Below are 23,367 nucleotides of genomic sequence, written 5' to 3' on the forward strand. Positions count from 1 at the left end.
ACCTCCCGTGGCGTCACGTCCGCGCCTCCTTGCCGAACAGGCGGCCACGCAGCCAGCCCGTCGTGATGTCGATGATGAAGACCGTGACGACGATGGTGAGCAGGATGGCGCTGACGTCGGAGTAGTAGAACTTGCGGATGGCGACGACGAGCTCCTGGCCGATGCCGCCGGCGCCGACAAAACCCATGACGGACGCTTCGCGGACATTGATCTCGAAGCGCAACAGGGCGTAGCTGGCATAACCGGCGGTGACCTGCGGCACGATGGCAAAGCGCATGCAGGACAGCCAGCTCGCGCCGGTCGAACGGATGCCTTCGACCGGCTTCATGTCGGCATTCTCGACGATCTCCGAGAACAGCTTGCCAAGCGCGCCGGTGGAGTGGATCGCGATTGCGAGCACGCCGGCCATCGGCCCGAGCCCGAACGCGATCACGAAGATCAGCGCGAAGACGATGCCGGGAACGGTGCGGGCGAATTCGAGCAGGCGCCGTACCGTGAAGCGCAGCCAGGGTGACGGCGAGGTGTTTTCAGCCGCGAAGAAGTTGAGGGCGAAGGCGAAGGTCGCGCCGATCAACGTGCCGACATAGCTGATGAGCAGGGTCTCGCCCAGCATCTTCAGCCATTTCTTCCAGCCCCACAGCCACTCGCCGACATCGGTCCAGACCCGCTGGCCGCTGTCGAGCGTGAGGATGCGGTCGAAATAGCTGATGAAGTTGCCGAAATAGGTGAACAGCGTGCGCAGGTTCACTTCCGCGCCGACGGCCGCGAGCGCCAGCGCTGCGGCAAAGACCGCCATACCCAACAGGAGACGGAGGCGCCTGCGCGCCACCGCCTCGCGATAGGCAGCATTGAGCACGGCGAGCTGCTGCTCGGGGAGGATCGAAACCGCTGTCGTCATCGGTCGAGGAGGGTCCGGTCAAAGAAAGAGCCGGGTCCAGGGACCCGGCTCCAGTGCATCGTCCCTAAAACTCAGGACGCCTTCTTCTTACGCAATGCATCGACGAACTTGATCAGCTCGATCGTGCCATCCCAGTCCTTGGTGGTGGCGGGATGGAAGCCCTTCTTCTGGCCGTCGGAGAGACGGTCGAACGCGGCCTTGTCCTTGGCCGGCGCGTCGAAGAACGCCTTGGCGATGGCGGCCTTGGCGTCTTCCGGCAGGTCCGCGTTGTAGGCATAGGGGCCGTTGATGATCGGCGCCGACTTGTGGATGATCCGGAAATCGTCCTTCTTCATCGCCGAGCCGTCGGCGTTCTTCAACATGCCCTTGGTCAGCATCTGCGCCAGCGTGGAATCGTCGTCGCTGGTCCACTGGTTGGCGGCGACATCGACCGTGCCCTGCGCCAGGGCGAGCATCGCGTTCTCGTGGCTGCCGGTGAACACGACCTTGCTGAAATAGCCGTCGGCATCCGGGATGCCCATCTTGTCGAGCTCGAAGCGCGGCACGTTGTTGCCGGAGGTCGAGTTCGGGTCGACGAGGCCGAGGTTCTTGCCCTTGAGGTCGTCGATCTTCTTGTAGGCGCTGCTCGCCTTGACGAAGAACACCGAGTAGTAGCCGGTCGAGCCGTCGGCGTTGATGTCGTTGGCGAAGGCGTCGGTCTTGACACCGGTCAGGCGGGCGCGGGCGAACGAGGCGGAGCCATAGCTGGCGATCTGGATGTTGCCGGCGCGCTGGCCCTCGATGACGGCGGCATAGTCGTTGGCGATGCGCAGCGTGACCTTCACGCCGAGCTCCTTGGAAAGATAGCTCACGAACGGCGCCCAGCGCTCAGTGACACCCGAGGCGTTTTCGGCCGGAACGACCGCTAAGGTCAGTTCGGGATACTTTGCCTTCCAGTCCTCGGCGGAAGCCGAAGCGGTGAAGGCGAGCGCGGCAGCGCCGGCAAGGATTAATCTGCGAGTGATCATGATACCCTCTTCATCGGTTGGGGTCGGTTGACGCAAAACTGGCAACTGGTGCGACGCGGCTCAGGCGGCCGCGGCGGTTCCGAGCGCCGGCACGCCCTCGGGCGCCGAGACAGGCACGCCACCCATGACGTCGGCGGCTTCGAGGTCGTAGAGCTCACGCGCGACATGATCGGTCAGTGCGGACGGTGCGCCGTCGAACACCACCCGGCCGGCGGCCATGCCGATCAGGCGGTCGCAATAGCTGCGGGCGAGATCGAGCGAGTGCAGGTTGCAGAGCACGGTGATGCCGAAGTGCTTGTTGATGCGCAAAAGCGCATCCATCACGATCTTGGTGTTGCGCGGGTCGAGCGAGGCGATCGGCTCGTCGGCGAGGATGATGTCGGGCTGCTGCACCAGCGCGCGGGCGATCGCGACGCGCTGCTGCTGGCCGCCGGAGAGCTGGTCGGCGCGCTGGGCAGCGAGCGCGGCAATGTCGAACTGCTCGAGCGCGGACATTGCCAGCGCCTTGTCCTGCTCTGGCCATATCTGCGACAGCGAGCGCCAGGCCGGCATGGTGGCAAGGCGCCCCATCAGGACGTTAGTGAGAACGTCGAGCCGGCCGACCAGATTGAACTGCTGGAAGATCATCGCCGAGCGGGCGCGCCACTGCCGCAATTCCTTGCCGCGCAGCGCGGTGACGTCGGTGCCGTCGAACAGGATGCGTCCCTCAGTCGGCGTCACCAGGCGGTTGATGGTCCGGAGCAGCGTCGACTTGCCGGCACCGGATCGTCCGATCACACCGACGAATCCGCCGGGGGAGATTTGAAACGAAGCGTCGTCCACCGCGGCTTTTGCGCCAAAGCGGCACGTCAGACCTTCAACCACCAGCATGCAGGGCTCCAGAGTAGCTGGGACCCACCGCTAACGCCGGCGCTTAACACTTGTGTGACATGCGCATTGCGGTGCGGCGATCCTACACACCTCATCCCCTGTCATCGCCGCGTCATGACATTGTCATCGAGCCGCTCGAAGAGGATTGCCCGCCCTCGAACGTTCGGACGCAACATGGCCGGCAAGGTGCTTTCGGTCCAACCGACCATCGACGCTTCCTCGAAGCTCCATGAGACGAGGCTCGGTGCCTACACCGAGGTCGGCGCGCGCACCATCCTGCACGAGGTCACGATGGGCGATTACTCCTATGTCGTGAACGATTCGCAGATCACCTACACCACGATCGGAAAGTTCTGCTCGATCGCGGCGATGACGCGCATCAACCCCGGCAATCACCCGATGCACCGCGCGACGCAGGCGCATTTCACCTATCGCTCGAACGCCTACTTCCCAGGCGAGAGCGACGACGCCGAGTTCTTCGACTGGCGGCGCCGGCATCATGTTCATATCGGCCACGATGTCTGGATCGGCCATGGTGCGATGGTGCTGCCGGGCCGCAACATCGGCACTGGCGCGGTGATCGCGGCCGGCGCCATCGTCACCAAGGACGTGCCGGCCTACACCATCGTCGCCGGCAATCCGGCGCGGATCGTGCGGCGGCGGTTCTCGGAGGAGATCGCGGGACGGCTTGCAATGCTCGCCTGGTGGGACTGGGATCACGACAAATTGCGTGAAGCCCTGCCCCATTTCCGCAAGCTCGGGATTGAAGATTTCCTCGCCACGTATGAAGCACGGGCAGGCTCCCCTCGCAGCAGCAAGAAAAGCGCAATCGCGTGACAGACATTTTCCTTGAAGGCGGCCGGGCCCTGATCGGCACCGAGATCGTCGAAACTTCGCTTGTTGTCTCTGGTATCGATATTGCCGAGGTTGACGCCTCCCGCGGCTGCGCGCGGCTCGCGATCGATGCGCGCGATCTCCTGGTGCTGCCCGGCATCGTCGACCTGCACGGCGATGCCTTCGAGCGGCAGATGATGCCGCGCGCCGGCGTCGACTTCCCGATCGACGTCGCGCTCGCCGACAGCGACCGTCAGGCGATCGCCAACGGCATCACCACCGTGTTTCACGCCACGACCTGCTCGTGGGAGCCGGGCCTGCGCAGCGCCGACAACGCACGCGGCCTGATGGAGGCGATCGAGCGGCAGCGCCCGCAATTCACCGCCGACACCCGCTTCCATCTGCGCCACGAGACCTACAATCTCGACGCGGAGGCAGAGATCGCACAATGGCTCGGCGAAGGCCGCGTCGACCTGTTCGCCTTCAACGACCACATGGACGGCGTCGTGGCCGACATCTCCAATCCGCGCAAGCGCAACCGCATGGTGGAACGCACGGGACTATCGAGCGAGACGTTCGACCGGCTGGTCGAGCGCGTGGTCGCACGGGCCGCCGAGGTGCCGGCTTCGGTTTCGAGGCTCGCCGCCGCAGCCCGCGGAGCCGAAGTGCGCATGCTCTCGCATGACGATGCGACGCCGGCGATGCGCCAGGAGTTTCGCGAGCTCGGCGCTGACATCGCGGAGTTTCCGATCAACGAGGAAACGGCGCGCGCCGCGGCAAGCCATGGCGACGCCATCGTCTACGGCGCGCCGAACGTCGTGCGCGGCGGCAGCCACACCGGCTGGACCAGGGCGTCCGACATGATCGCAAAAGGGCTCTGCTCGGTGCTGGCGTCGGATTACTACTATCCCGCACAGCTGCTCGCCGCATTCCGCCTCGCCGCCGACGGCGTGCTGCCGCTGACCAAGGCCTGGGATCTGGTCTCGGCCGGCCCCGCACGCGCGACCGGCCTCTCCGATCGCGGCCAACTCGCGCAAGGACGCCGCGCCGACATTCTGCTGGTCGACGACAGCGTGCCGTTGCGGCCGCGAATCATCGCGGTGATCTCGGGCGGAAAGCTCGTGCATCTCACCGATGCGACGCGGCTGCTCGCAGCAATGGCTGCGCCGCGCGAGGCTGTCGCTGCGGCCTAAATTGGTTATGCTGAGGCGATGACAGGTTTTCCCCGCTACGCGATCTATTTTGCCGCAGGCGCCGACAGCGCCCTCTCCCGCTTCGGCGCCGCGCTGCTCGGCTACGACGCCTATACCGGCGACGAGTTGCCGTTTCCGCGAGAGGCGCTGCAAATTGCGTCGGACTGGCGCGAGGTCAGCGCCGATCCCCGCAAATACGGCTTTCACGCCACGCTGAAGGCACCGATGGCGCTGGCGTCTGGCAAGACCGAAGCCGAGCTGATGGCCGCCTGCGCGGCCTTCGCCGGCAAGGCGCGGCCCGTTCCGGTGATCCGCCCCGTCGTCGATGCCATCAGCGGCTTCATCGCCGTCATTCCGGCCGAGCCGATCGAAGCGCTGCAACAGCTCGCCGCCGATAGCGTCCGCGATTTCGACGCCTTCCGTGCGCCGCTCACGGCGGAAGACCGCGCGCGGCGCAAGCCGGAGAAGCTGAGCGAGCGACAGCGCGACTATCTCGACCGCTGGGGCTATCCTTACGTGATGGAAGAATTCCGCTTCCACATGACGCTGACAGGGCGATTGGAAGTGGAGCGGCGCGGGCCGATTCTGCAGATGCTGCGAGAGCGGTTTGCGGGGCTTCAGCTCGATGCGCTGACGGTCGACCGCATCGCGCTGTTCAGGCAGGATGATGCCAGGGCGCGCTTTCGCAGCATCGGCGAGTGGGCTTTGGCGCGGTAGATTTCAGCGCCAGCTCGCAAGATTGAAGGCGAGCGCCACCGCACCGACCAGAACGAGGCTGGCCGCCCAGACTGCATCGAGATTGAACCAGCTTCGCGAGACGAACTTCAATCCCAGATGGCGGTAAACCAGCCACGCCAGACCCCCGCCGGCGCCGACCATGGCGGTCACGTGCACCAGGGCCACCAGCACCGCCATCCCAAGACTTGCCTTCATCAGCGCGCCCGCGGCCTGATGGCCGGCATCGAGCTCGAAGGCCTGGCAGAGCCCGAGATAGATCGGCACGAGCATCAGGGCGGCGCCGTGAGCAATGGCGACGGCAAACGACCAGAGCGCCAATTGCGTCGGCGGAATTCGCGCCAGCGCGCGCGGATGGCGCCGGTCGATCAGCCGATAGACACCAAAGCCGATGACGAGAAGGCTCGCGACGATCTGGATCGGACGCTGCCACTCGGCCAGCACGAGCAGGAAAGCGAATGGCAGCAGCACGAGAAGCGTTGCCAGGAGATGCCCGGCCGCCAGAGCCCACAACGCGCGGAAGAGCGCGTGCGGGCTCTTGTCCAGAAGCCCGGCGGAAACGGCGAGCGGCCATCCCATTCCCGGATTGACGCCGTGATAGAGACCGCTCGCAACAAGCGCGAGCCAGAGCCAGCCAAGCGCCGGGCTCGCATGCGTCCCATCTAGACCGACGGGTAGCAAAAGGAGTCCGTCGAACAGTCGCCGCCCTCGAGCCTGATCTGGTGCGCACGATATCCGTCGGGGAAGCTCACGAAATAGTTCTTGTCGAGCTCGAGGCCGCCGTTGCGACCGACATTGGCCATGACTTCCACGCCCGGAACCCCGTCGGGATAGAACTGGTCGTCCCAGGTGGAATAGAGCGAATTGGTCCAGTACACGCGCCTGCCGTCGCGGCTGATCTCGACCATCTGCGGACCCGCCGCAAAGGCCTTGCCGTTCGGATGGGGCGTGCGGCGCGCGATGCCGCCGATATGGACGGAGCCCGCAAGCTTAGGCTTTCTGGGATCACTGACGTCGTACTGGCGCATTTCACCCGTGCCCCAGCACGAGACATAGAGAAACCGGTCATCCATCGACAGGTCGATGTCCGTCACCAGCGGCGGCACGGCGCCAAATCCCTGCAGCAGCGGCGGCAGCTTCTCCTTGGGCGCGGGTTCGGGAGGGATCGTCGCCGTCTTCTCGGCATGGAATTTTCCACCCTCGCGCCACCAGGTCCAGATCGATGCTTCGAGGTTGGTGGTGTCGACCACGACGCCGACGAAGCCGTACTCGCGAACCGGATCGTGCGCCGGCCGTACCTCCAGCGCCATCTGATGATTGGCGCCGAGGTCGATGGTCTGGACGTTGCGACGGGCGCGAAGGTCCCAGAAGTGGAGACGATGGCCATATTTGTTCGACAGCAGATCTTCCGGGACGATCCCGTTCTCGAACTGCGGCGGCAACGCCCATTCGCTGGTCACCATGTAGTCGCGCGGCAGATTCCACCAGAAATCATAATGCAGTGTCTGCGGGCCACGGTCGATCTCCCATCGTCCAAGGACCTCGAACGTCTCGCAATCCATGATGAAGACGCCCGGAGGTCCATTGGTGCCGTCCTTGCCGGCGCCGCCCAGCGTGCTCACATAGATGCCGTCCGGCCCACAATGGATGGTATGCGGCCGCGAGTAACCGGTCTTCTTGAAGACCTCCTCCGGTTCGATGATCTTGTGGATCTTGGCCTTGGTCGGATCCGGCTTGGTATCGATGATGTAGATCCGCGACGAGCGCAGCCCGGGGATGATGAGATAGCGCCGCTCGATGAAGGCGTGTCCGGCGAGCGGCGACAGGGCGGAGGAGCAGGCATTCCAGCCGAAATGATGAAACTCGTCGCCCTTGTTGGGCATCGTCACGGTGTGAACGATCTGGCTATAGGTCGGCGATCCCGGCTTGACGTCGATGACCGCGAGAGCATCCGGCTTCGAGAAATCCGGACTGAGCAGCAACGTGTAGGCGAAGTTCTCCGCAGGTGCTTCCATCGCAAGCTTGGGCGATGCGTGAAAGGTGGGATCCGGCCTCATCGTCATGGCACTGCCTCCCTGTTCTGTCGGTTCGCGCCAACCTGGCTCGGGATAACGGCATAATGAAGAGGTGTTACGCGATGTCTTGAAATGCTCCGTGGGCCTGGTCGGCAAGCGTACAATATGCCATCGCGGAGCTGCGGGAAACGGCCCGGGCCGCGCTAATTCGACGCCTTCAGCCGATATGGGCTGATGAGATGAGGCGAGCGCGCACCTCCTCCACAGTGTCGTCCCGGCCTGGTGCGCAATTGCTCACAGGGGGACGGGACGGCAGTAGCGCATTAGCCGAGGCGGGGCATCGCATTCAGCATTCGTAGGGTGGGCAAAGGCGCGGAGCGCTGTGCCCACCACTTTTCGCGATGACAACAGGTGGTGGGCACGCTTCGCTTTGCCCACCCTACGGCTGCGGGGTATGTGGCTCTACTTCCCCCACCTCAACGCCAGTGCATCGCGCTCCTTGGCGAGCTCCAACAGCCCGGCGCGTGTCGCCGGATGCAACGGCTGCAGCGGATGCCGCACCGCGTCCGACTTGATCACGCCGCCGGCCTGCATCATCACCTTGCAGGCGATCAGGCCGCATTGGCGGTTCTCGTAGTTGATCAGCGGCAGCCAGCGCTCATAGGCCGCCTTCGCCTCCTCGCGCTTGCCGGCGAAATAGGGATCGATGATCTGGCGGATGCCGTCGGGATAGCCGCCGCCGGTCATGGCGCCGGTGGCGCCGGCGTCGAGATCGGCCAGCAGCGTGATCGCCTCCTCGCCGTCCCAGGGGCCCTCGATGTCCTTGCCACCCGCTTCGATCAGGCTGCGGAGCTTTGAAGCGGCGCCGGGAACCTCGATCTTGAAGTAGCGGATGTTGGAGAATTCGCGCGACAGCCGCGCCAGCAGCTCGACCGACAGCGGCGTGCCGGCGACCGGCGCATCCTGGATCATGATGGGAATGTTGATCGCGCCCGAGAGCACCTTGAAGAACTCGACGATGCCCTTCTCCGGGACGCGGAAGGTCGCGCCATGATAGGGCGGCATCACCATCACCATGGCGGCGCCGGCGGCTTCGGCCTGCTTGCTGCGCGCGGCGCAGACGGCGGAGCTGAAATGGGTGGTGGTGACGATGACGGGAACCCGGCCCGCAACTTGTTCCAGCACCGCATGCATCACGGTTTCGCGCTCGGCATCGGTGAGCACGAACTGCTCGGAGAAGTTGGCGAGGATGCAGAGGCCGTTCGAGCCGGCGTCGATCATGAAGTCGATGCAGCGACGCTGGCCCTCGAGGTCGAGCTCGCCGCGCTCGTCGAAGATGGTGGGCGCGACCGGGAACACGCCGCGATAGGGGCGCTGGGCCTTGTGTGGGTTGACCGGCATCGAACTCTCCATCCCTGATGTGTCTTGCGTCTGTCGCCGCATACGGGCGCGGCGGCACAGATGTACCCGCCGCGCGGACCGGCGGCAATGCCCGCGCGACGTCAGGATGGAGGATGAACGAAGTTACGCGGTCTTCACCGCGCCGAGGAAGCCTTCGACCGCGACGCGGAGACGATCGGCATCGGCCGACATCTTCTTCACGGATTCCGACAGCACCGTGCCGGCGTTGCCGGTCTCCTGGTTGAGCCTGGCGACACTGCCGATGGTGTCGGTGACCTCGCGGGTGCCTTGCGCGGCCTGCTGGAAGTTGCGCGAGATCTCGGTGGTGGCCGCGCGCTGCTGCTCGACGGCGGCGGCGATCGCCGTCATCTTCTCGTCGATGCCGCTGATGGCGCCGCCGATCGAGCGGATCGCGGTCACCGCTTGGCCGGTCGCGCCCTGGATCTCCTCGACCTGGCGGGAGATCTCTTCGGTCGCCGTCGCCGTCTGCGCGGCGAGGCTCTTGACCTCGCCGGCAACCACGGCGAAGCCGCGGCCGGCCTCGCCCGCGCGCGCGGCCTCGATGGTGGCGTTCAGGGCCAACAGGTTGGTCTGGCCGGCGATGGCGTGGATCATCTTCACGACTTCGCTGATGCGGCTCGCGGTCTGGTCGAGGATCTCGACCGTCGCATTGGTCTGCTCGGCCTGCGCCACGGCCTCGCGGGCCTCGCGCGCGCTCGACTGTACCTGCGCGGAAATCTCGCCGACGGACGCCGAGAGCTCCTCGGTCGCGGCGGCGATGGTCTCGAGATTGTTGGTGGCCTGCTCGGCGGCGGAGGACACCGCCGCGGTCTGGCTGCTCGATTCCGCAACCAGCGAGCGCACGCCGGTTGCCGTCGTATCAAGCTCCTTGGCCGAGGCCGCAACGCTGTGAATGACGGCCTGCACGGTGTCGTCGAAGCTGCGGCACGCTGCATCCACCGAGCCGGAGCGGGCGAGTTGCAGCGTCTGCTGCGATTCGCGTTCCTGGCCGAGACGCTCGGCGGTCGCCGCGCTTTCGCGCAGGCTTTCGAGCGCGGCCGCCATGGTGCCGAACTCGTCGGGATAGCGGGATTGCGGAACCGGCGTCGCATAGTCGCGCGCACCGATCCGTGCGATGGCATCGAGGATGGCACGCACCGGCCGCATCAGGCGGCTGCGCACCACATAGACGCCGGCCAGGGTCACCACGAGCGCCAGCAGGAACGCGAGCGATTGCACCACGAGATTGGTGAGGGCCTTGGCCTGGATCGTCTCCGCGCGCGCGATCGACTGGTCCAGGGCCTTGTTCGCGATGGCGACGATGGAGGCGAACGGAGACTGGCACAGCGCATTCCATTCCGAGGCAGGCATCGCGGGCTTGCCGCTGCCGTCGAAATTCCTGGTGAGCTCACCGATCTGCTTGAGCACACCATCGGTCTTGGCCTTCGCGTCCGATGCTGCCGTCACCAGCTCCGCCGTGACATCGGGCGCAGCGAGCAACTCGGCCATGCCTGCCCAGCCGGAGGTGATCGTGCCATCCCATTGCGCCACCGACCGCTTCTGGGCGTCGTCGAGCGGCTTGCTGCTGTTGACGTTGGAGCGAAGCGACGAGCAGTGAATTCCATAGCGGTCGCGCACCTGCCAGGCGAAGCGGCGGACCTGGATCATGCGGGCGATGTAGGGATCGTTCATCCAGGCGCGGTTCGACACCGCGGTGGAGGCGAGGTTCGCGGCGTCGATGACCTTGGTGACCGCATCGTACCAGGAATTGGTCCGCTCGATCTTGCGCTCGGCGCGCGGACGCTTGGCTTCGTCGTAGAACAGCTGGAACTGTGGCGCGGCGTCGTTCCAGCGCTGCTTCAGCGTGCTGGCAAGCTCATCGCGGCGCGCGAAATCGACGGTCGCAAGCGCGGCGCTGATGCCGTCATAGCCGGCCTGCTCGGCCTTCTCGGCCTCGGCGAGTTTTGCCTTGGGATCGTCCTCGCCAAGGATGGCGCTCTGGGCATCGCCGCGATTGTTGCGCAATGCGAGCACGCCATGGAAGATCGCCTTGTCGGCGGCGGCAAGGCGGGCCGTCTCCAGGCTGTCGCTGTAGCGGCCGAAAGCGCCGACCATCTGGATCGCGGTGCTGGTCAGCGCACCGGCAGCCAAGAGCGCCATCAGCACCAGGAGCAGCGTGCTTACCGATTTCTTAAAAATTGCCATGAGCCAGGGGCCTATTCTTCAATAGCGGCCACCTTGCATCGCGAATGCCAATGTTTCGTTAAGGTTGTAGTCAAATGCCGGCTTTCCGGCCTGCCGCCCCCGCGCCAGGCCGGGGGCTCGTCATGCGACTTTCGTGAAGTCCGGCGGACGGCGCTCGGCGAACGCCGTGAACGCCTCGCGCGCCTCGGCGGTACGCAGGCGCAGCGCAAACTGCTCGCCTTCGGCCTGCATCTGCGCGACCAGCGCTTCGCCGTTGCGCATCAGCTTCTTGGTGGCGGTGAGCGCGCCGGCGGGCTGGCGGGCGAGCCGCTGCGCCAGTGCCAGCGCCTCCGCATCGAGCCTGTCGAGCGGCACGACGCGGTTGGCGAGCCCCCATTCCAGCGCGGCCTTGGCCGGCACGGTCTCGCCGAGCGCGAACATCTCATAGGCGCGTGCATAGCCGATGCGCGCAGGCATCAGCAGGCTGGAGGCGGCTTCCGGCACCAGCGCGAGACTGACGAAGGGCGTCGACAATTGCGCGTTGTCGGCGAGCACCACGAGGTCGCAATGCAGCAGCATCGTGGTGCCGACGCCGACGGCGCGGCCCTGCACGGCGGCGACCAGCGGCCGGGTGCAGCGCGCCAGCGACTGGATGAAGCGGATGACGTTGCGGCTGCCTTCCGACTTGCCGGATGCGACGGCCGCGAATTCGCCGACGTCGTTGCCGGCGGTGAACATGTCACCCTCACCGCGGATCAGGATCACGCGCGCGGACGGATCGAACTCGGCGGATTCGATGGTGTCGGCGAGCGTGCCGTACATCGCATCGGTCAGCGCGTTCTTCTTGTCGGGACGCGACAGCGTGAGGGTGAGAATTCCGCCGTTGTTCTCGATCCGGACATGCTCGGTCATTGCACTCTCCTTATTCCTCTTGGTCTCTTGGAAACTTGTCCTGAACGCTGGTCAGCCAGCGCGCGACGATGCCGATCTCCGCAGCTGTAAATCCGTCCGTCAGCGCCGCGTTGATCCTGGCCGCATCGGTCTTCGCCTGCGTCAGCACGGTCCGTCCCTTCGGCGTCAGCCAGACGCGAAAAGCGCGCCCGTCCTCGCGGTCGGTCCGGCGCTCGACCAGCCTCGCCGCGGCGCTGCGATCGACCAGCCCGGAAATGCCGGCCGGCCCCATGTCGAGCGCCGCGCCGGCCTCGCCCATGAGGATGCCGTCCTGCTTGCCGAGGATGAACAATAGCCCCGCCTGCGCCGGCGTCACCTCGCTCGAGGGCTGCGCTGCCATCCAGCGTTGCAACCGGCGTTGCGCGACGTTCAGCAGGTAGATCAGCCGATGGTGCCTCGCCTCGGGCGATTTATTTCGCATGCGAAACATATAGCCGGACGCCGGCCGATTGTCAAAACCTGCCGAAGCTAACTGCCCAACGGCCCGCGACAGCCGTCGAGCAGAATTGCGGCGCATACTTTCGCCCGCCTCTCGATCTCCTTGCGCGAGGGCAGTGTCACGCTGGCGTAGATCGCCGCGCGCTGCGGCGCTGACACCATCATGCCGATCATCATCCCGGCGGCTTCATCGACGTTATCGAGTGCGATGCGCTTCTTCTTGACTTGATCGCGGAGCCAGCCCGCGAGCGCCGCCGCGGTACGCGAGATGCCATCCCTGTAAAAGTTCGCGGCAAGATCGGGAAACGTGGCCGACTGCTGCAGCACCATACGCTGCAACGCCACGACCTCTGGATCGAGCGCGAGATCGGCACAGGCGACAAGCACGGCAGCCAGGCTCGTTTCGATGTCGGCCTGATTGTTGGCCTGAAGATTGACGTCGGAGAGCAACCGGTCGAGCCGGTCCGCGCACATCGCTTCGAACAGTGCCGCCTTGCCCGGAAACAGCCGATAGAGAGTCTTGGTTGAGATGCCGGCGCCGCGCGCCAGCTCTTCGGTGCTGGTTGCTGCGTAGCCATCGACGGCGAAGGCGTGCCGCGCCGCCTCGATGACGATCCGCTTCGTCTCGTCGTCGCTGCGCACCGGCGGCCGCCCGCGCGGGCGGCCTTCTGATGACGGTTTTGCCTGAGCCATGTTTTTAGATGATGCCTGTCATTCCATTGACTCTCCCCAAGCTAGTCCTATTTTGGAAATCGTCAAGTTTCCTAATTCAGGGAGCCGGCCATGACCGTGCACACCAACCCGCCCAAGAGTGAAACCATAGCGGTGCCGACGAGCGCGCCCGAAGGCATCCTGCCCGCCGCGCCGGTCCCCGCCCCGCGCCGAAAGCTGAACCTTCGCAAGCTGTTGCTGGCGGGCGTCGCCGCCCTCGCGCTCGCCGGCGCGAGCTGGTACGGCTACGATTACTGGACCGTCGGCCGCTTCCTCGTCTCCACCGATGACGCCTATGTGAAGGCCGACAACACCACCATCGCGCCGAAGGTCAGCGGCTATCTCGACCGCGTCCTGGTCGCCGATAACGAGCATGTGAAGGCCGGCCAGATGCTGGCGCGGATCGACGACCGCGACTTCCGCGTCGCGCTCGACCAGGCCAAGGCCGACGTCGCCGCCGCGAACGCGACGGTGACGAGCAAGCAAGCCCAGCTCGAGGTTCAGGAGGCGGTGATCGCCGCGGCGAAAGCCACCATCGATGTCGACACCGCCGCGAAGACCTTCGCGCAGCAGGAGAACAAGCGCTACACCGATCTCGCCAGGACCGGCTATGGCAGCGTGCAGAACGCGCAACAGGCGCAGGCGCGTGATGCCGGCGCCGACGCCGCGATCGCGCGCGACAACGCCAACCTCATCTCCGCACAGAAGCAGGTCGATCTCCTCAGGGCCGAGATCGTGCAAGCCAGGGCCGCCGCCGCGCGCGCAGCCGCGGTCCAGCAGCAGGCGGAGCTCAATCTCGGCTACACCACGATCGTCTCGCCGATCGACGGCGTCGTCGGCAACCGCACCTTGCGCGTCGGCCAGTACGTGCAGGCGGGCACGCAGTTGATGGCGATCGTGCCGGCTCAGGGTGCCTACGTGGTCGCCAATTTCAAGGAGACCCAGCTCACCCATGTCCGTGCCGGACAGAGCGTCGAGATCGAGATCGACACGTTCCCGGGCCAGCTCGTGCACGGTCACGTCGATTCCATCGCGCCGGCCAGCGGCCAGGAATTCGCGCTGCTGCCGCCCGACAACGCCACCGGCAATTTCACCAAGATCGTGCAGCGGATTCCCGTGAAGATCGCGCTGGACGCCGAGACCGCGCCTGCGATCGCGCTGCGGCCCGGCATGTCCGTGATCCCGACGATCGCAACACGCTCAGCGCCGACCGCCCAGGCCGCAGCGACGCCCAAAGCAAAACCCGTTTCCGGAGGGTCGTGCCATGTCAAACAGCCTCTCAATATCGACGCCAGCACCCGCAATACCGGCCGCGACGCCTGAGCGCATCGCTGCCGACCCCAATCGGGCCAGCGCCACGATCTGGATCGCCGTGTTCGCGGCGATGATCGGCGCCTTCATGGCGATCCTGAACATCCAGATCACCAACGCCTCGCTGCTCAACATAGAAGGCGGCATCGGCACCGGCGCCGACAACGGCTCCTGGATCTCGACGTCCTACCTGATCGGCGAGATCATCGTGATTCCGCTGACCGACTATCTGTCGCGGGTGTTCTCGTTCCGCAACATCATCCTGAGCTTCGCGAGCCTGTTCGCGGCCTTCTCGGTCGCCTGCGCCTTCACTCACGACCTGCCGTCGATGATCGCGATGCGCGGCTTGCAGGGCTTCTTCGGCGGCGTGCTGATCCCGATGGCTTTCACGCTGGTCTTCACCAGGCTGCCGAAGGGCCAGCAGCCGATCGGCCTTGCCATGTTCTCGCTCGCCGTGACGTTCGCGCCGGCGATCGGGCCGACCATCGGCGGCTATCTCACCGAGAATTACGGCTGGCAGACCATCTTCTTCGTCAACGTGCTGCCGACCGCGGTGATGGTGACCACGCTGTTCTTCACGCTGGAGCGCCAACCGATGAACCTCGCTTTGCTGCGCGAGGGTGACTGGTTCGGCATCGCGACCATGGCCGTCGGCCTCGCCTCGCTGCAAGCCGTGCTGGAGGAAGGCAACAAGGACGACTGGTTCGGCTCGCCCTTCATCGTTCGCCTCGCGGTCATCGCCGCGGTCAGCCTGTCGCTGTTCATCGCCAACGAGCTCGTGGCGGAGAAGCCGCTGCTGCGCCTGCGCCTGTTGACGCAATGGAATTTCGGCATCGGCACGATCGCGGCGGTCTTCCTCGGCTTCGCGCTGTTCGGCTCGGTCTATCTCCTGCCCGCCTATCTCGGCCAGGTGCAGGGCTACAATGCCGAGCAGATCGGCAACGTGCTGGCCTGGACCGGGCTGCCGCAGCTTTTGCTGATTCCGCTGGTGCCGAAGCTGATGCAGCGGTTCGACGGCCGCTATGTCGCAACCGTCGGCCTGCTCCTGTTCGCCGCGAGCTCCTTCATGAATATCCAGATGTCGCTCGACTATTCCGGCGATCAGTTCCTGATGCCCAACATCGTGCGCGCAGTCGGCCAGGCCCTGACGCTCGCGCCGCTCTCGGCACTCAGCCTCGGCAGCGTCGCACCGCAGGATGCGGCGGCAGCCTCCGGCATCTCCAACATGATGCGCAATCTCGGCGGCGCCATCGGCACCGCGGTGCTCGCCACCATCGTCACCAAGCGCGAGCAGTTCCACTCCAACATCATCGGCCATTCCGTCACCCTCGGCCGTGAGGAGGTCCGCAGCCGCATCGCCCAGATGACGGACTATTTCATGGCCCACGGCGTGCCCGACCCCAACGCCGCGCGCGAGCAGGCCATCATCGCGCTCGGCAAGACGGTGAAGCGCCAGGCGCTGGTGATGGGCTATTCCGACACCTTCGCCGTGATCGGCGTGGTGCTGGTGCTCGCCGCGATCGCCGTGCTGCTGACGCGGCGGGTGAAGGCGGCGGGCGGAGGTGGTGCGCACTAGGCGCGCTTCTTCACCTCTCCCCGCAAGCGGGGAGAGGCGAAGGCCAGATCTCACTGAGCGCAAAAATAGCTCGACGCCTCCGTCACCGACCCCGCCTTGTAGTGTGGCCAGGCCGGCCAGCGGCACAGTGGCAGCGCGCGGACGACAGGGAACGCGGGCGCTTCGACCTTCTGCTCGGTGACCTCGAGGTCGCCGGGCGCCTTGTCCTTCTCGACCCAGTCGACCAGCACGCTGAGCATGTCGACATTGGCGGGCGCCCCCGAACCGACATGATCGACGCCGGGCGCAGTGTAGAGCCGCGCGAACTGCGCCGTCGTCGCCGTTCCCATCAGGCGCTCGACGTTCTCGAAATAGCGGATGCCGGCGTAGGGGCTCTGGGCATAGTCGGCCATGTGCTCGAGGATGATCAGCTTGCCCTTGCGCTCCCGAAAGCGGCTGAGATCGGGATTTGTCGAATCCATCAGGCTGGAGACCTCGAGCAGCCGCGCCTTGTGGTCCTCCACCTTGTAGGTGGTGACGTCGAGCTTGGGATCGCGCGCGAATACATATTGGATGCCGCCGGCGCCGTAGATCCAGGCGATGCCGTTGTTCGGCGCGGGCGGCTGCGCCGGCGGCGCGGTGCCGAGCCACCACGCCACCCAGCCGCCGGTCGGACCGATTGCCGGCGTGTCCTCGCCCGACACGCCCCAGCCCGGATAATCGTCGAGGCCGTTGGCGAGCACGAACGGGAATTTGTAGGTCGCATGCAGCGTGTTGATCGCCTTGATCTGCGGATCGGTCAGGCACTGATCGCCGCTCTTGCCGGCCGCGCAGCGCAGCGTCTCGACCTTGAATGCCGCCTTGCAGGTGACGGGGTCCTGCACCAGCGCATCGTCGGAGCCGTCAGCCTTGTCACACGCCGCGCGCACGGCCTCGCCGACGAGCTTGACCTGCGCCGGATTGATCCAGCCCTCGCCCATGGTCGCGAGACCCGAGCGCGTGCCGGCATGCTGCAGACCGACCCAGTTGATGACAGGCACGCGTGAAAAGATGCCGTCGAAATCGTCGGGATAACGCTGCGCCATGGTGAGACCTTCGCGGCCGCCCTCGGACGAGCCCATGAAGTACATCTTCTCGGGCTTCCTGCCATAGGCGCGCTCCATCAGCGCGACGGCCGCATCGCGCACCTTCTTGTAGGCGCGGTGGGCAAAGTTCTCGAACGCCTCGTCGTTGAGCGCAAACACTTGCGGCGGCTCGCCTGGTTTGGTCTCGTGGCCGGAATCGGTGCCATAGGTAACAAAGCCGCGCGCGAGCGGCGACGGCTTGTCGAAAGGATAGGCCGGCGGCAGCGCAAGGCCGGTGATCAGCACGCCGTTGAAGCCGCCGCCACCATATTGCACCGAGCGCCCGTTCCATTCGATCGGAAGGTTGACCTGGAATTTGATCGGTGGGGCCTTGGGATCGACCGGGTCGATATGGCCGAGCACCTTGCAGAATCCGGGATTGGCGGGCGTGATCCGCCCCGATGGCGTCGGGCCGCGCTCGGCAACGGCGAGAGGCGAAGGCGACTGAAACGTCGCTGCGTCGATCTTCACGGCATCGGTGCCGCCGACCAACCCCTTGCAGACCGTCTCGGCATCCTCCGCCAGCGTCAGCGCCGACGCGCCGCTCGCGCTCATTGCGGCCGCGGTGCCCACGAGCCATCCACACAGCTTCGCTCTGTTTCGCTTCATCGTTTCCACCCGGCTTGTTCTGTTGCGTTCGGAAGTTGGCCGCATTCAATGCAACCTTGGTCCGTCCGTCAATCGCCGACGCCGGCTTTCCGTCAGAACGATCCCAGCACGCTACCCAGGGCAATCACAACCACCAGCGCCAGGAGCGAGGTCACGATGCCCACCATGACGATGTCGAAATAGCTGTCGCGGTGCGTCAGGCCGCAGATCGCGAGCAGGCTGACCACGGCACCGTTGTGCGGCAGGATGTCCAGGGTCCCCGAGCCGATCACCGCCACGCGATGCATTAGCGCAAGGTCGATACCGGTCCGCGCCGCAAGCTCGACATAGGTCGGGCCGAGCGCATCGAGGGCGATGGTCAGGCCGCCCGAGGCCGACCCGGTCAGCGCGGCCAGGATGTTGGTCGCAACCGCAAGCGAGACCAGCGGTCCGCCTTCGATCGCCAGCACCCAGTCGCGCACGATCGTGAACGCCGGCAGCGAGGCGACGACGGCGCCGAATCCGACGAGGCTGGCGACGCTGAACGCAGGCAGGACCGACGCATTGGCCCCGGCGTCCATGGTCCGGCGGAGCGCCGGCAGGCGCGCCCAGTTCAGCACGATGGTCGTGACGATGGCCGCCGCCAGCGCCACCGCGACCGACCACACGCCCGCGACGGCCGCGAGCGACGTTTCGCCAAAACGCTGCTCGGCGAGATAGCTGACATCGAGCCGCGGCAGCAGCACGAGCGACATCACCAGATTCACGGCCACCACGACGACCAGCGGCACGATGGCGTTCAGCACCGGCGATGGCCGCTCGCTGCGATGACCGTGCTGCAGCTCAGCCGGATCGAACTCGCGGGCGGTCGTCGCGCGCTCGCGCACGAGCTCGTCAGCAGCCGCCTGCTCGGCCGAATCCTCGACATCGTCGCCATAGCCCTCTCCTGCGCGGCGCGACGCAGCTTCAGCACGGTGCAGCCACCACAATCCTGTGCCGAGCATGATGAGGGAGGCGATGATGCCGAGGCCCGGCGCGGCAAACGGCGTCGTGCCGAAGAACGGCATCGGGATCGCATTCTGGATCGACGGCGTGCCCGGCAGCGCCGACATCGTGAAGGTCGACGTTCCCAGCACGATCGCCGCCGGGATCAGGCGGCGCGGGATCGAAGCGGCGCGAAACAGCGAACGGGCCATGGGAACGATGACGAAGAACGCAACAAACAGGCTGACGCCGCCATAGGTGACCAGCGCGCCGGCGAGCACGACCGCCAGGATCACGCGCCGCTCGCCGAGGCGCTCCGCCATGAAACCGGCGACCGACGTCACCGCGCCACTGTCATCCATCAACTTGCCGAAGACGGCGCCAAGCAGAAAGATCGGGAAGAACTGCGCCAGAAATCCTGCTGCGTTCACCATGAACACCTGGGTCAGGTTCGCGAGCAGCGGCTCGCCGCCGAACAAGGCAGCAACGAGTGCGGCGAATGGCGCGAGCAGCAGGACGCTCCAGCCGCGGAAGGCGAACAGGACGAGCAGACCGAGCCCGACGAGGAGGCCGAGCAGACCCATGCCTCAGCACTCCGACAGGAGGACGTCGAGATCGGCGGTCGAACGACGGCCGATATCCGCGCCGTGCTCGGTGAGGAAGTCGTCCGCGGCCATGCGTCCCTCCGCGCGCAGCATCGAGACGAACTCCCACTCCGCGTTGAGCTTCGAGGACGCTCCGAATTTCGCCAGCATGTCGCTCTTGACCCGGTGTGTCCGCATCTTCGCCCAGCGCGCACCTTCGCCGCTGCCGGGGTCGGCCGCCTGGCGCAGCAGCGCGATCATGCGCAGCTCCTTCATCAGCGGCGAGTTGAAGGAGATTTCGTTGAGCCGATTGAGGATCTCTGCGGCCGTCCGCGGCTCCTCCAGCCGCTCGGTCGGATTGATCTGGACGAGGATGGTGTCGTGCGCGTCGCTTTCGCGGACCAGCGGCGTGATCGTCGGGTTGCCGGCGAAGCCGCCGTCCCAATAGGGCTCGCCGTCGATCTCGATGGCGCGGAACATGGTCGGCAGGCAGGCCGATGCCAGCAGCACGTCGGCCGTGATCTCCGCATTGCGGAAGATCCGGCCACGCCCGGTGCGCACCCGCGTTGCGGTGATGAACAGCTGGATCGGCGAGCGCACGAGGCGTTCGAAATCGATGCTCTCCGCCAGCACCGCGCGCAGCGGATTGTAACCGGTCGGATTGAGATCGTAGGGCGACAGCACGCGCGACATCAGGTCGGTGAGGACGTAGAAGGGCGACGTATCGAGGGTCCAGCGCCCCATCAAGCGGTCGAGCGGGGAGCGCTGGAGCAGACTGAAGGCCGCGGCCTTCGAAACACGGCGCCAGTATCGGTCGAGCGCCTCACGCGCGCCCTCGGCGCCGCCGGCCGTCCAGCCGTCCGCCAGGACCGCCGCATTCATCGCGCCTGCGGAGGTTCCGGAGATTGCGGCGATCGTCAGCCATCTCTCTTCCAGGAGGCGGTCGAGCACGCCCCAGGAGAAGGCGCCGTGCGAACCGCCGCCCTGAAGTGCGAGATCAATCAGTACGGCGTCGCGTTCCATGGCGGACACTCACGCAACTGAAGCTCAAATTCGACGTGATTTTTGACCACGTCGAATTCGACCGCAGTGTGAGAGCAGTTGCCGCAAGATGCAACCGGAACGTGGAGCGTTTAGTGCTCGAATACCAGCCTTGCGCCGACCGTGCCTTCGAGGGCGCGGATCTGCTGGAGCAGCTCGCCCGAATCCTGGCCGCCGAGGTCGGCATCGAGCACGACGTAGCCGAGGTCGCCGGCGGTCTCCAGGTATTGCGCGGCGATGTTGATGTCGCGCTGCAGGAAGACCTCGTTCAGCCGCCGCAGCATGCCCGGCACGTTGCGATGGACGTGGCTGAAGCGGGCGCCGGAGGGGCGCAGGTGCAGCTGCACTTCCGGAAAGTTCACCGCACCCATGGTCGATCCCGTGATGAAATAGTCGACCAGTTTTCGCGCGACCTCGCCGCCGATGCGCTCCTGCGCCTCCTCGGTCGAGCCGCCGACATGCGGGGTGAGGATGACGTTGCCGAGGCCCTGCACCGGGCTCTTGAATCGCTCCGAATTCGAGGACGGCTCGATCGGAAACACGTCGATCGCAGCGCCGGCGATGTGGCCGTCGCGCAAGGCGCCGGCCAGCGCATCGAGATCGACCACGGTGCCGCGGCTGTTGTTGATCAGGAACGAGCCCGGCTTCATCGCCCGCAGCTCCTTCTCGCCGATCATACCGGCGGTCTCCGGCGTCTCCGGCACGTGCAGGCTGACGACGTCGCTCTGCGCCAGCAGCTCTTCGAGCTTCTCGACCGGCTCGGTGTTGCCGTGGCGCAGCTTGTCGGTGCGGTCGTAGAAGATCACGCGCATGCCCATGGCTTCGGCGAGCGTCGAGAGCTGCGAGCCGATATTGCCGTAGCCGACGATGCCGAGGGTGCGGCCGCGCACCTCGCGGCTGCCGGCCGCCGACTTATCCCAGCCGCCTTCGTGGGCGGAGACCGAGCGCGGAAAGATCTGCCGCAGCAGCATCACGATCTCGCCGATCACGAGCTCGGCGACGCTGCGGGTGTTCGAGAACGGCGCATTGAACACGGGAATACCGCGCTTGCGCGCGGCCAAGAGATCGACCTGGTTGGTGCCGACGCTGAAGCAGCCGACCGCGAGCAGCTGATCGGCGGCCGCGAGCACCTCGTCGGTGATCTGGGTGCGCGAGCGGATGCCGAGCAGCGACACACCTTTGAGCGCCCGGCGCAGCGCCTCGCCGTCCAGCGCCTTGGTGAGCCGCTCGACATTGGTGAAACCCGCGCTCCTGAACAGGTCCACGGCGCTGTCATTGACGCCTTCGAGCAGAAGCGCCTTCGCGCTCCGCTCAGGGCTTTGGCCTGGGGCTGGCATAGTATCTCCTGAAATGGCGGCTTTGCCGCAGCTCATAGACCGCGGACGGTGCACAGCACAATAGGGTTCGGATACGGGGAGAAGATGGCGGGGCGGGAGGTGTGCTGGTGTACCAGACCCGTTATCCGCGCGCCCGCAACGCTGCCCGTCATCCCTGCGCAGCGGCGAAGCCGCTGTCGCTGGAGGTGCGAGTGGCGCGATGCCTAGCATCGCGCCGGGAGCCTCGAAGGATGAACGGCCCCGATGCAGCCGGGCCGTCGCCCTTCGAGGGCCGCGGAAGAAGCGGCCACCTCAGGGTGACGGTCATGGAGTATTGACGCGGAGCGCGCGGACCACGCGCGTCAAATCACATAGAACCCGTGCGTCCCATCGAGCCGCAGCTGCTCGACGAGGCCGTACTCCCAATCGAGATAGGCCTGCATCGCGGCTTGCGCGACGTCGGTCCCCTCATAGGGTCTGCGGTAGCGATGGGCCGGATCGGGCTTCGGCAGCACCAGCGGCGGACCGACTTCCAGCGCGCCGTCATAGCCGCCCTCGAGTACATAGACCTCCCAGCCCATCTGCGCGAGCCAGGACGCCGTCATGTCGGCGCGCATGCCTTTGTCGTCGGTCAGCACGATGCGCGCGCCGCGCACCGGCGCGGCCATGTCGGTTTCCTGGACGAGCTGGCCGCCTGGATAATGACGGAAGCCCGGGAGATGGCCGGCCGCATATTCCTCGGCGTCGCGCACGTCGAAACGATAGAGCGTGCGATTGGTCTCTGCGAGCAGCGCCGACATCTCGCCCGCTCCAATGTGGCGGACACCGGCTCGATAGGCGACGTCGCGGGCGTTGGCGGGCCCGCCTTCGAACGATCCGATCGCGCCGCGCCTGTCAGCACCGTGATTGAGTGCATGCCGCGCCAGCGTCCAGCCGATCGTGCCGTTGCGCAACGCCCGCACCTTGTTCGGCACGCCGGCATTGATCAGCGACTGCGTGCCGATGATCGAGCGGGTGCGGCCGGCGCAATTGACGATGATGGTGGTTTCAGGGTCGGGCGCGGCCTGGCCTGCCCGCAGCACCAGCTCCGCGCCGGGCACGCTGACCGAGCCCGGAATGTTCATGGTCGCATATTCGTCGAAGCGGCGAACGTCGAGGATGGCGATATTGGCCTTGTCGGCGATGAGCTTTGCCACCTCGTCGGCGCTGAGCGAGGGCGTATGGCGGCGCGCCTCGACCAGCTCGCCGAACGCCTTGGAATAGGAGTTGACGTCCTCGAACACCTGATAGCCCGCATCGCGCCAGGCCTTCAGCCCGCCCTCGAGCGCACGGATGTTGGTGTAGCCGAGCGCGGCAAGGCGTTCGGCGCCGGTCGCAACCAGCCCCTCGCCGTCATCATAGAGCACGATCGCCACGTCCTTGCGTGGCAGCCGCACCTCGGCTTCGACCGCGATCCGATCCGCGGCCATGTTGGCGGCGAACAGCGGATGGCCGGTGGCAAAGCCGGCCTCATATCTGAGATCGAGCAGCGCGATTTCCTCGCGCAACAGCAGCGCGCGGCGGATATCGGCGGGGGTGACGATCGGAAGCGTCATCGGACAGGCAGCCTTCGAAGTTTGAACAGGGC

General features: G+C 66.0%; 20 protein-coding genes. 5 read left to right on the forward strand and 15 right to left on the reverse strand.

Annotation, left to right across the window (positions count from 1 at the left end; translation table 11 throughout):
* Window positions 1-13 precede the first annotated feature (13 nt).
* The 3 genes from phnE to phnC form a co-directional block, all read right to left on the reverse strand.
* A complete protein-coding gene (gene phnE, locus JQ603_RS17700) occupies window positions 14-898 on the reverse strand; it encodes a phosphonate ABC transporter, permease protein PhnE (RefSeq protein ID WP_212341280.1) in 885 nt (294 codons plus the stop codon).
* Window positions 899-969: 71 nt separating this feature from the next.
* Window positions 970-1,905, reverse strand: coding sequence for a phosphonate ABC transporter substrate-binding protein (gene phnD / locus JQ603_RS17705; protein WP_212341282.1), 936 nt, complete (start codon window positions 1,903-1,905; stop codon window positions 970-972).
* A 60-nt stretch (window positions 1,906-1,965) separates the two neighbouring features.
* On the reverse strand, window positions 1,966-2,775 hold the full coding sequence (gene phnC / locus JQ603_RS17710) for a phosphonate ABC transporter ATP-binding protein (RefSeq protein ID WP_212341284.1): 810 nt from the start codon (window positions 2,773-2,775) through the stop codon (window positions 1,966-1,968).
* 174 nt (window positions 2,776-2,949) lie between these two features.
* Between phnC and JQ603_RS17715 the strand changes: the two genes are divergently transcribed.
* Genes JQ603_RS17715 through JQ603_RS17725 form a run of 3 tightly spaced genes read left to right on the forward strand, consistent with a single transcriptional unit; the run spans window position 2,950 to window position 5,519 of the window.
* Window positions 2,950-3,612: a chloramphenicol acetyltransferase gene (locus JQ603_RS17715; RefSeq protein WP_212341286.1), complete on the forward strand. Its 663-nt coding sequence runs from the start codon at window positions 2,950-2,952 to the stop codon at window positions 3,610-3,612.
* The gene (locus JQ603_RS17720) at window positions 3,609-4,802 is read left to right on the forward strand and encodes an alpha-D-ribose 1-methylphosphonate 5-triphosphate diphosphatase (RefSeq protein WP_212341287.1); all 1,194 of its coding nucleotides are present in this window, start codon (window positions 3,609-3,611) and stop codon (window positions 4,800-4,802) included. Before JQ603_RS17715 ends, JQ603_RS17720 begins: the two co-directional genes overlap by 4 nt.
* An 18-nt stretch (window positions 4,803-4,820) precedes the next feature.
* Window positions 4,821-5,519: a DUF1045 domain-containing protein gene (locus JQ603_RS17725; RefSeq protein ID WP_212341288.1), complete on the forward strand. Its 699-nt coding sequence runs from the start codon at window positions 4,821-4,823 to the stop codon at window positions 5,517-5,519.
* Between the two features lie 3 nt (window positions 5,520-5,522).
* Here JQ603_RS17725 and JQ603_RS17730 read toward each other — a convergent pair whose 3' ends face one another.
* The 7 genes from JQ603_RS17730 to JQ603_RS17760 form a co-directional block, all read right to left on the reverse strand.
* Complete coding sequence (locus tag JQ603_RS17730; RefSeq protein WP_212341548.1) at window positions 5,523-6,116, reverse strand: hypothetical protein; 594 nt, start codon at window positions 6,114-6,116, stop codon at window positions 5,523-5,525.
* Between the two features lie 83 nt (window positions 6,117-6,199).
* The gene (locus JQ603_RS17735; RefSeq protein ID WP_212341289.1) at window positions 6,200-7,600 is read right to left on the reverse strand and encodes a selenium-binding family protein; all 1,401 of its coding nucleotides are present in this window, start codon (window positions 7,598-7,600) and stop codon (window positions 6,200-6,202) included.
* A gap of 414 nt (window positions 7,601-8,014) precedes the next feature.
* A complete protein-coding gene (locus tag JQ603_RS17740) occupies window positions 8,015-8,953 on the reverse strand; it encodes a dihydrodipicolinate synthase family protein (RefSeq protein ID WP_212341290.1) in 939 nt (312 codons plus the stop codon).
* Between the two features lie 123 nt (window positions 8,954-9,076).
* Window positions 9,077-11,158, reverse strand: coding sequence for a methyl-accepting chemotaxis protein (locus JQ603_RS17745; protein ID WP_212341291.1), 2,082 nt, complete (start codon window positions 11,156-11,158; stop codon window positions 9,077-9,079).
* Window positions 11,159-11,278: 120 nt separating this feature from the next.
* Window positions 11,279-12,049 carry an enoyl-CoA hydratase gene (locus JQ603_RS17750; protein ID WP_212341292.1) on the reverse strand — a complete coding sequence of 257 codons (771 nt, stop codon included), beginning with the start codon at window positions 12,047-12,049 and terminating at the stop codon, window positions 11,279-11,281.
* A 10-nt stretch (window positions 12,050-12,059) separates the two neighbouring features.
* Window positions 12,060-12,509 carry a MarR family winged helix-turn-helix transcriptional regulator gene (locus JQ603_RS17755; protein WP_212341294.1) on the reverse strand — a complete coding sequence of 150 codons (450 nt, stop codon included), beginning with the start codon at window positions 12,507-12,509 and terminating at the stop codon, window positions 12,060-12,062.
* Between the two features lie 47 nt (window positions 12,510-12,556).
* On the reverse strand, window positions 12,557-13,219 hold the full coding sequence (locus JQ603_RS17760; RefSeq protein ID WP_212341297.1) for a TetR/AcrR family transcriptional regulator: 663 nt from the start codon (window positions 13,217-13,219) through the stop codon (window positions 12,557-12,559).
* A gap of 90 nt (window positions 13,220-13,309) precedes the next feature.
* Between JQ603_RS17760 and JQ603_RS17765 the strand changes: the two genes are divergently transcribed.
* Together JQ603_RS17765 and JQ603_RS17770 are read left to right on the forward strand one after the other, a co-directional pair.
* Window positions 13,310-14,560 carry an HlyD family secretion protein gene (locus tag JQ603_RS17765; RefSeq protein WP_212341298.1) on the forward strand — a complete coding sequence of 417 codons (1,251 nt, stop codon included), beginning with the start codon at window positions 13,310-13,312 and terminating at the stop codon, window positions 14,558-14,560.
* Window positions 14,502-16,124: a DHA2 family efflux MFS transporter permease subunit gene (locus tag JQ603_RS17770; protein WP_212341299.1), complete on the forward strand. Its 1,623-nt coding sequence runs from the start codon at window positions 14,502-14,504 to the stop codon at window positions 16,122-16,124. The genes JQ603_RS17765 and JQ603_RS17770 overlap by 59 nt, the downstream gene beginning before the upstream one ends.
* Before the next feature lie 50 nt (window positions 16,125-16,174).
* On the opposite strand, the gene JQ603_RS17775 is transcribed toward JQ603_RS17770, so the two are convergent.
* The 5 genes from JQ603_RS17775 to JQ603_RS17795 form a co-directional block, all read right to left on the reverse strand.
* Window positions 16,175-17,836 (reverse strand): tannase/feruloyl esterase family alpha/beta hydrolase, encoded by a 1,662-nt coding sequence (locus JQ603_RS17775; protein WP_212341300.1) that lies wholly within the window; start codon window positions 17,834-17,836, stop codon window positions 16,175-16,177.
* A 92-nt stretch (window positions 17,837-17,928) separates the two neighbouring features.
* On the reverse strand, window positions 17,929-19,383 hold the full coding sequence (locus JQ603_RS17780) for a GntP family permease (RefSeq protein WP_212341301.1): 1,455 nt from the start codon (window positions 19,381-19,383) through the stop codon (window positions 17,929-17,931).
* A 3-nt stretch (window positions 19,384-19,386) separates the two neighbouring features.
* Window positions 19,387-20,406, reverse strand: a complete 1,020-nt coding sequence (locus JQ603_RS17785) for a patatin-like phospholipase family protein (RefSeq protein ID WP_212341302.1) — start codon at window positions 20,404-20,406, stop codon at window positions 19,387-19,389.
* A gap of 110 nt (window positions 20,407-20,516) precedes the next feature.
* Entirely contained in the window at window positions 20,517-21,761 is a 1,245-nt protein-coding gene (gene serA / locus JQ603_RS17790; protein WP_212341303.1) for a phosphoglycerate dehydrogenase, read from the reverse strand.
* A 341-nt stretch (window positions 21,762-22,102) separates the two neighbouring features.
* Window positions 22,103-23,335 (reverse strand): rhodanese-like domain-containing protein, encoded by a 1,233-nt coding sequence (locus tag JQ603_RS17795; protein ID WP_212341305.1) that lies wholly within the window; start codon window positions 23,333-23,335, stop codon window positions 22,103-22,105.
* Window positions 23,336-23,367: the final 32 nt, after the last annotated feature.

It is taken from the genome of Bradyrhizobium liaoningense, from assembly GCF_018130825.1.
In the GTDB taxonomy this organism is placed as follows: domain Bacteria; phylum Pseudomonadota; class Alphaproteobacteria; order Rhizobiales; family Xanthobacteraceae; genus Bradyrhizobium; species Bradyrhizobium liaoningense_B.

Excerpts from the sequence above, each read along its gene's own strand:
- phnE (WP_212341280.1), bottom strand. The coding sequence starts at position 898 with ATGACGACAGCGGTTTCGATCCTCCCCGAGCAGCAGCTCGCCGTGCTC.
- phnD (WP_212341282.1), bottom strand. The coding sequence starts at position 1,905 with ATGATCACTCGCAGATTAATCCTTGCCGGCGCTGCCGCGCTCGCCTTC.
- phnC (WP_212341284.1), bottom strand. The coding sequence starts at position 2,775 with ATGCTGGTGGTTGAAGGTCTGACGTGCCGCTTTGGCGCAAAAGCCGCG.
- JQ603_RS17715 (WP_212341286.1), top strand. The coding sequence starts at position 2,950 with ATGGCCGGCAAGGTGCTTTCGGTCCAACCGACCATCGACGCTTCCTCG.
- JQ603_RS17725 (WP_212341288.1), top strand. The coding sequence starts at position 4,821 with ATGACAGGTTTTCCCCGCTACGCGATCTATTTTGCCGCAGGCGCCGAC.
- JQ603_RS17730 (WP_212341548.1), bottom strand. The coding sequence starts at position 6,116 with ATGGGATGGCCGCTCGCCGTTTCCGCCGGGCTTCTGGACAAGAGCCCG.
- JQ603_RS17735 (WP_212341289.1), bottom strand. The coding sequence starts at position 7,600 with ATGACGATGAGGCCGGATCCCACCTTTCACGCATCGCCCAAGCTTGCG.
- JQ603_RS17740 (WP_212341290.1), bottom strand. The coding sequence starts at position 8,953 with ATGCCGGTCAACCCACACAAGGCCCAGCGCCCCTATCGCGGCGTGTTC.
- JQ603_RS17745 (WP_212341291.1), bottom strand. The coding sequence starts at position 11,158 with ATGGCAATTTTTAAGAAATCGGTAAGCACGCTGCTCCTGGTGCTGATG.
- JQ603_RS17750 (WP_212341292.1), bottom strand. The coding sequence starts at position 12,049 with ATGACCGAGCATGTCCGGATCGAGAACAACGGCGGAATTCTCACCCTC.
- JQ603_RS17755 (WP_212341294.1), bottom strand. The coding sequence starts at position 12,509 with ATGCGAAATAAATCGCCCGAGGCGAGGCACCATCGGCTGATCTACCTG.
- JQ603_RS17760 (WP_212341297.1), bottom strand. The coding sequence starts at position 13,219 with ATGGCTCAGGCAAAACCGTCATCAGAAGGCCGCCCGCGCGGGCGGCCG.
- JQ603_RS17765 (WP_212341298.1), top strand. The coding sequence starts at position 13,310 with ATGACCGTGCACACCAACCCGCCCAAGAGTGAAACCATAGCGGTGCCG.
- JQ603_RS17770 (WP_212341299.1), top strand. The coding sequence starts at position 14,502 with ATGTCAAACAGCCTCTCAATATCGACGCCAGCACCCGCAATACCGGCC.
- JQ603_RS17775 (WP_212341300.1), bottom strand. The coding sequence starts at position 17,836 with ATGAAGCGAAACAGAGCGAAGCTGTGTGGATGGCTCGTGGGCACCGCG.
- JQ603_RS17780 (WP_212341301.1), bottom strand. The coding sequence starts at position 19,383 with ATGGGTCTGCTCGGCCTCCTCGTCGGGCTCGGTCTGCTCGTCCTGTTC.
- JQ603_RS17785 (WP_212341302.1), bottom strand. The coding sequence starts at position 20,406 with ATGGAACGCGACGCCGTACTGATTGATCTCGCACTTCAGGGCGGCGGT.
- serA (WP_212341303.1), bottom strand. The coding sequence starts at position 21,761 with ATGCCAGCCCCAGGCCAAAGCCCTGAGCGGAGCGCGAAGGCGCTTCTG.
- JQ603_RS17795 (WP_212341305.1), bottom strand. The coding sequence starts at position 23,335 with ATGACGCTTCCGATCGTCACCCCCGCCGATATCCGCCGCGCGCTGCTG.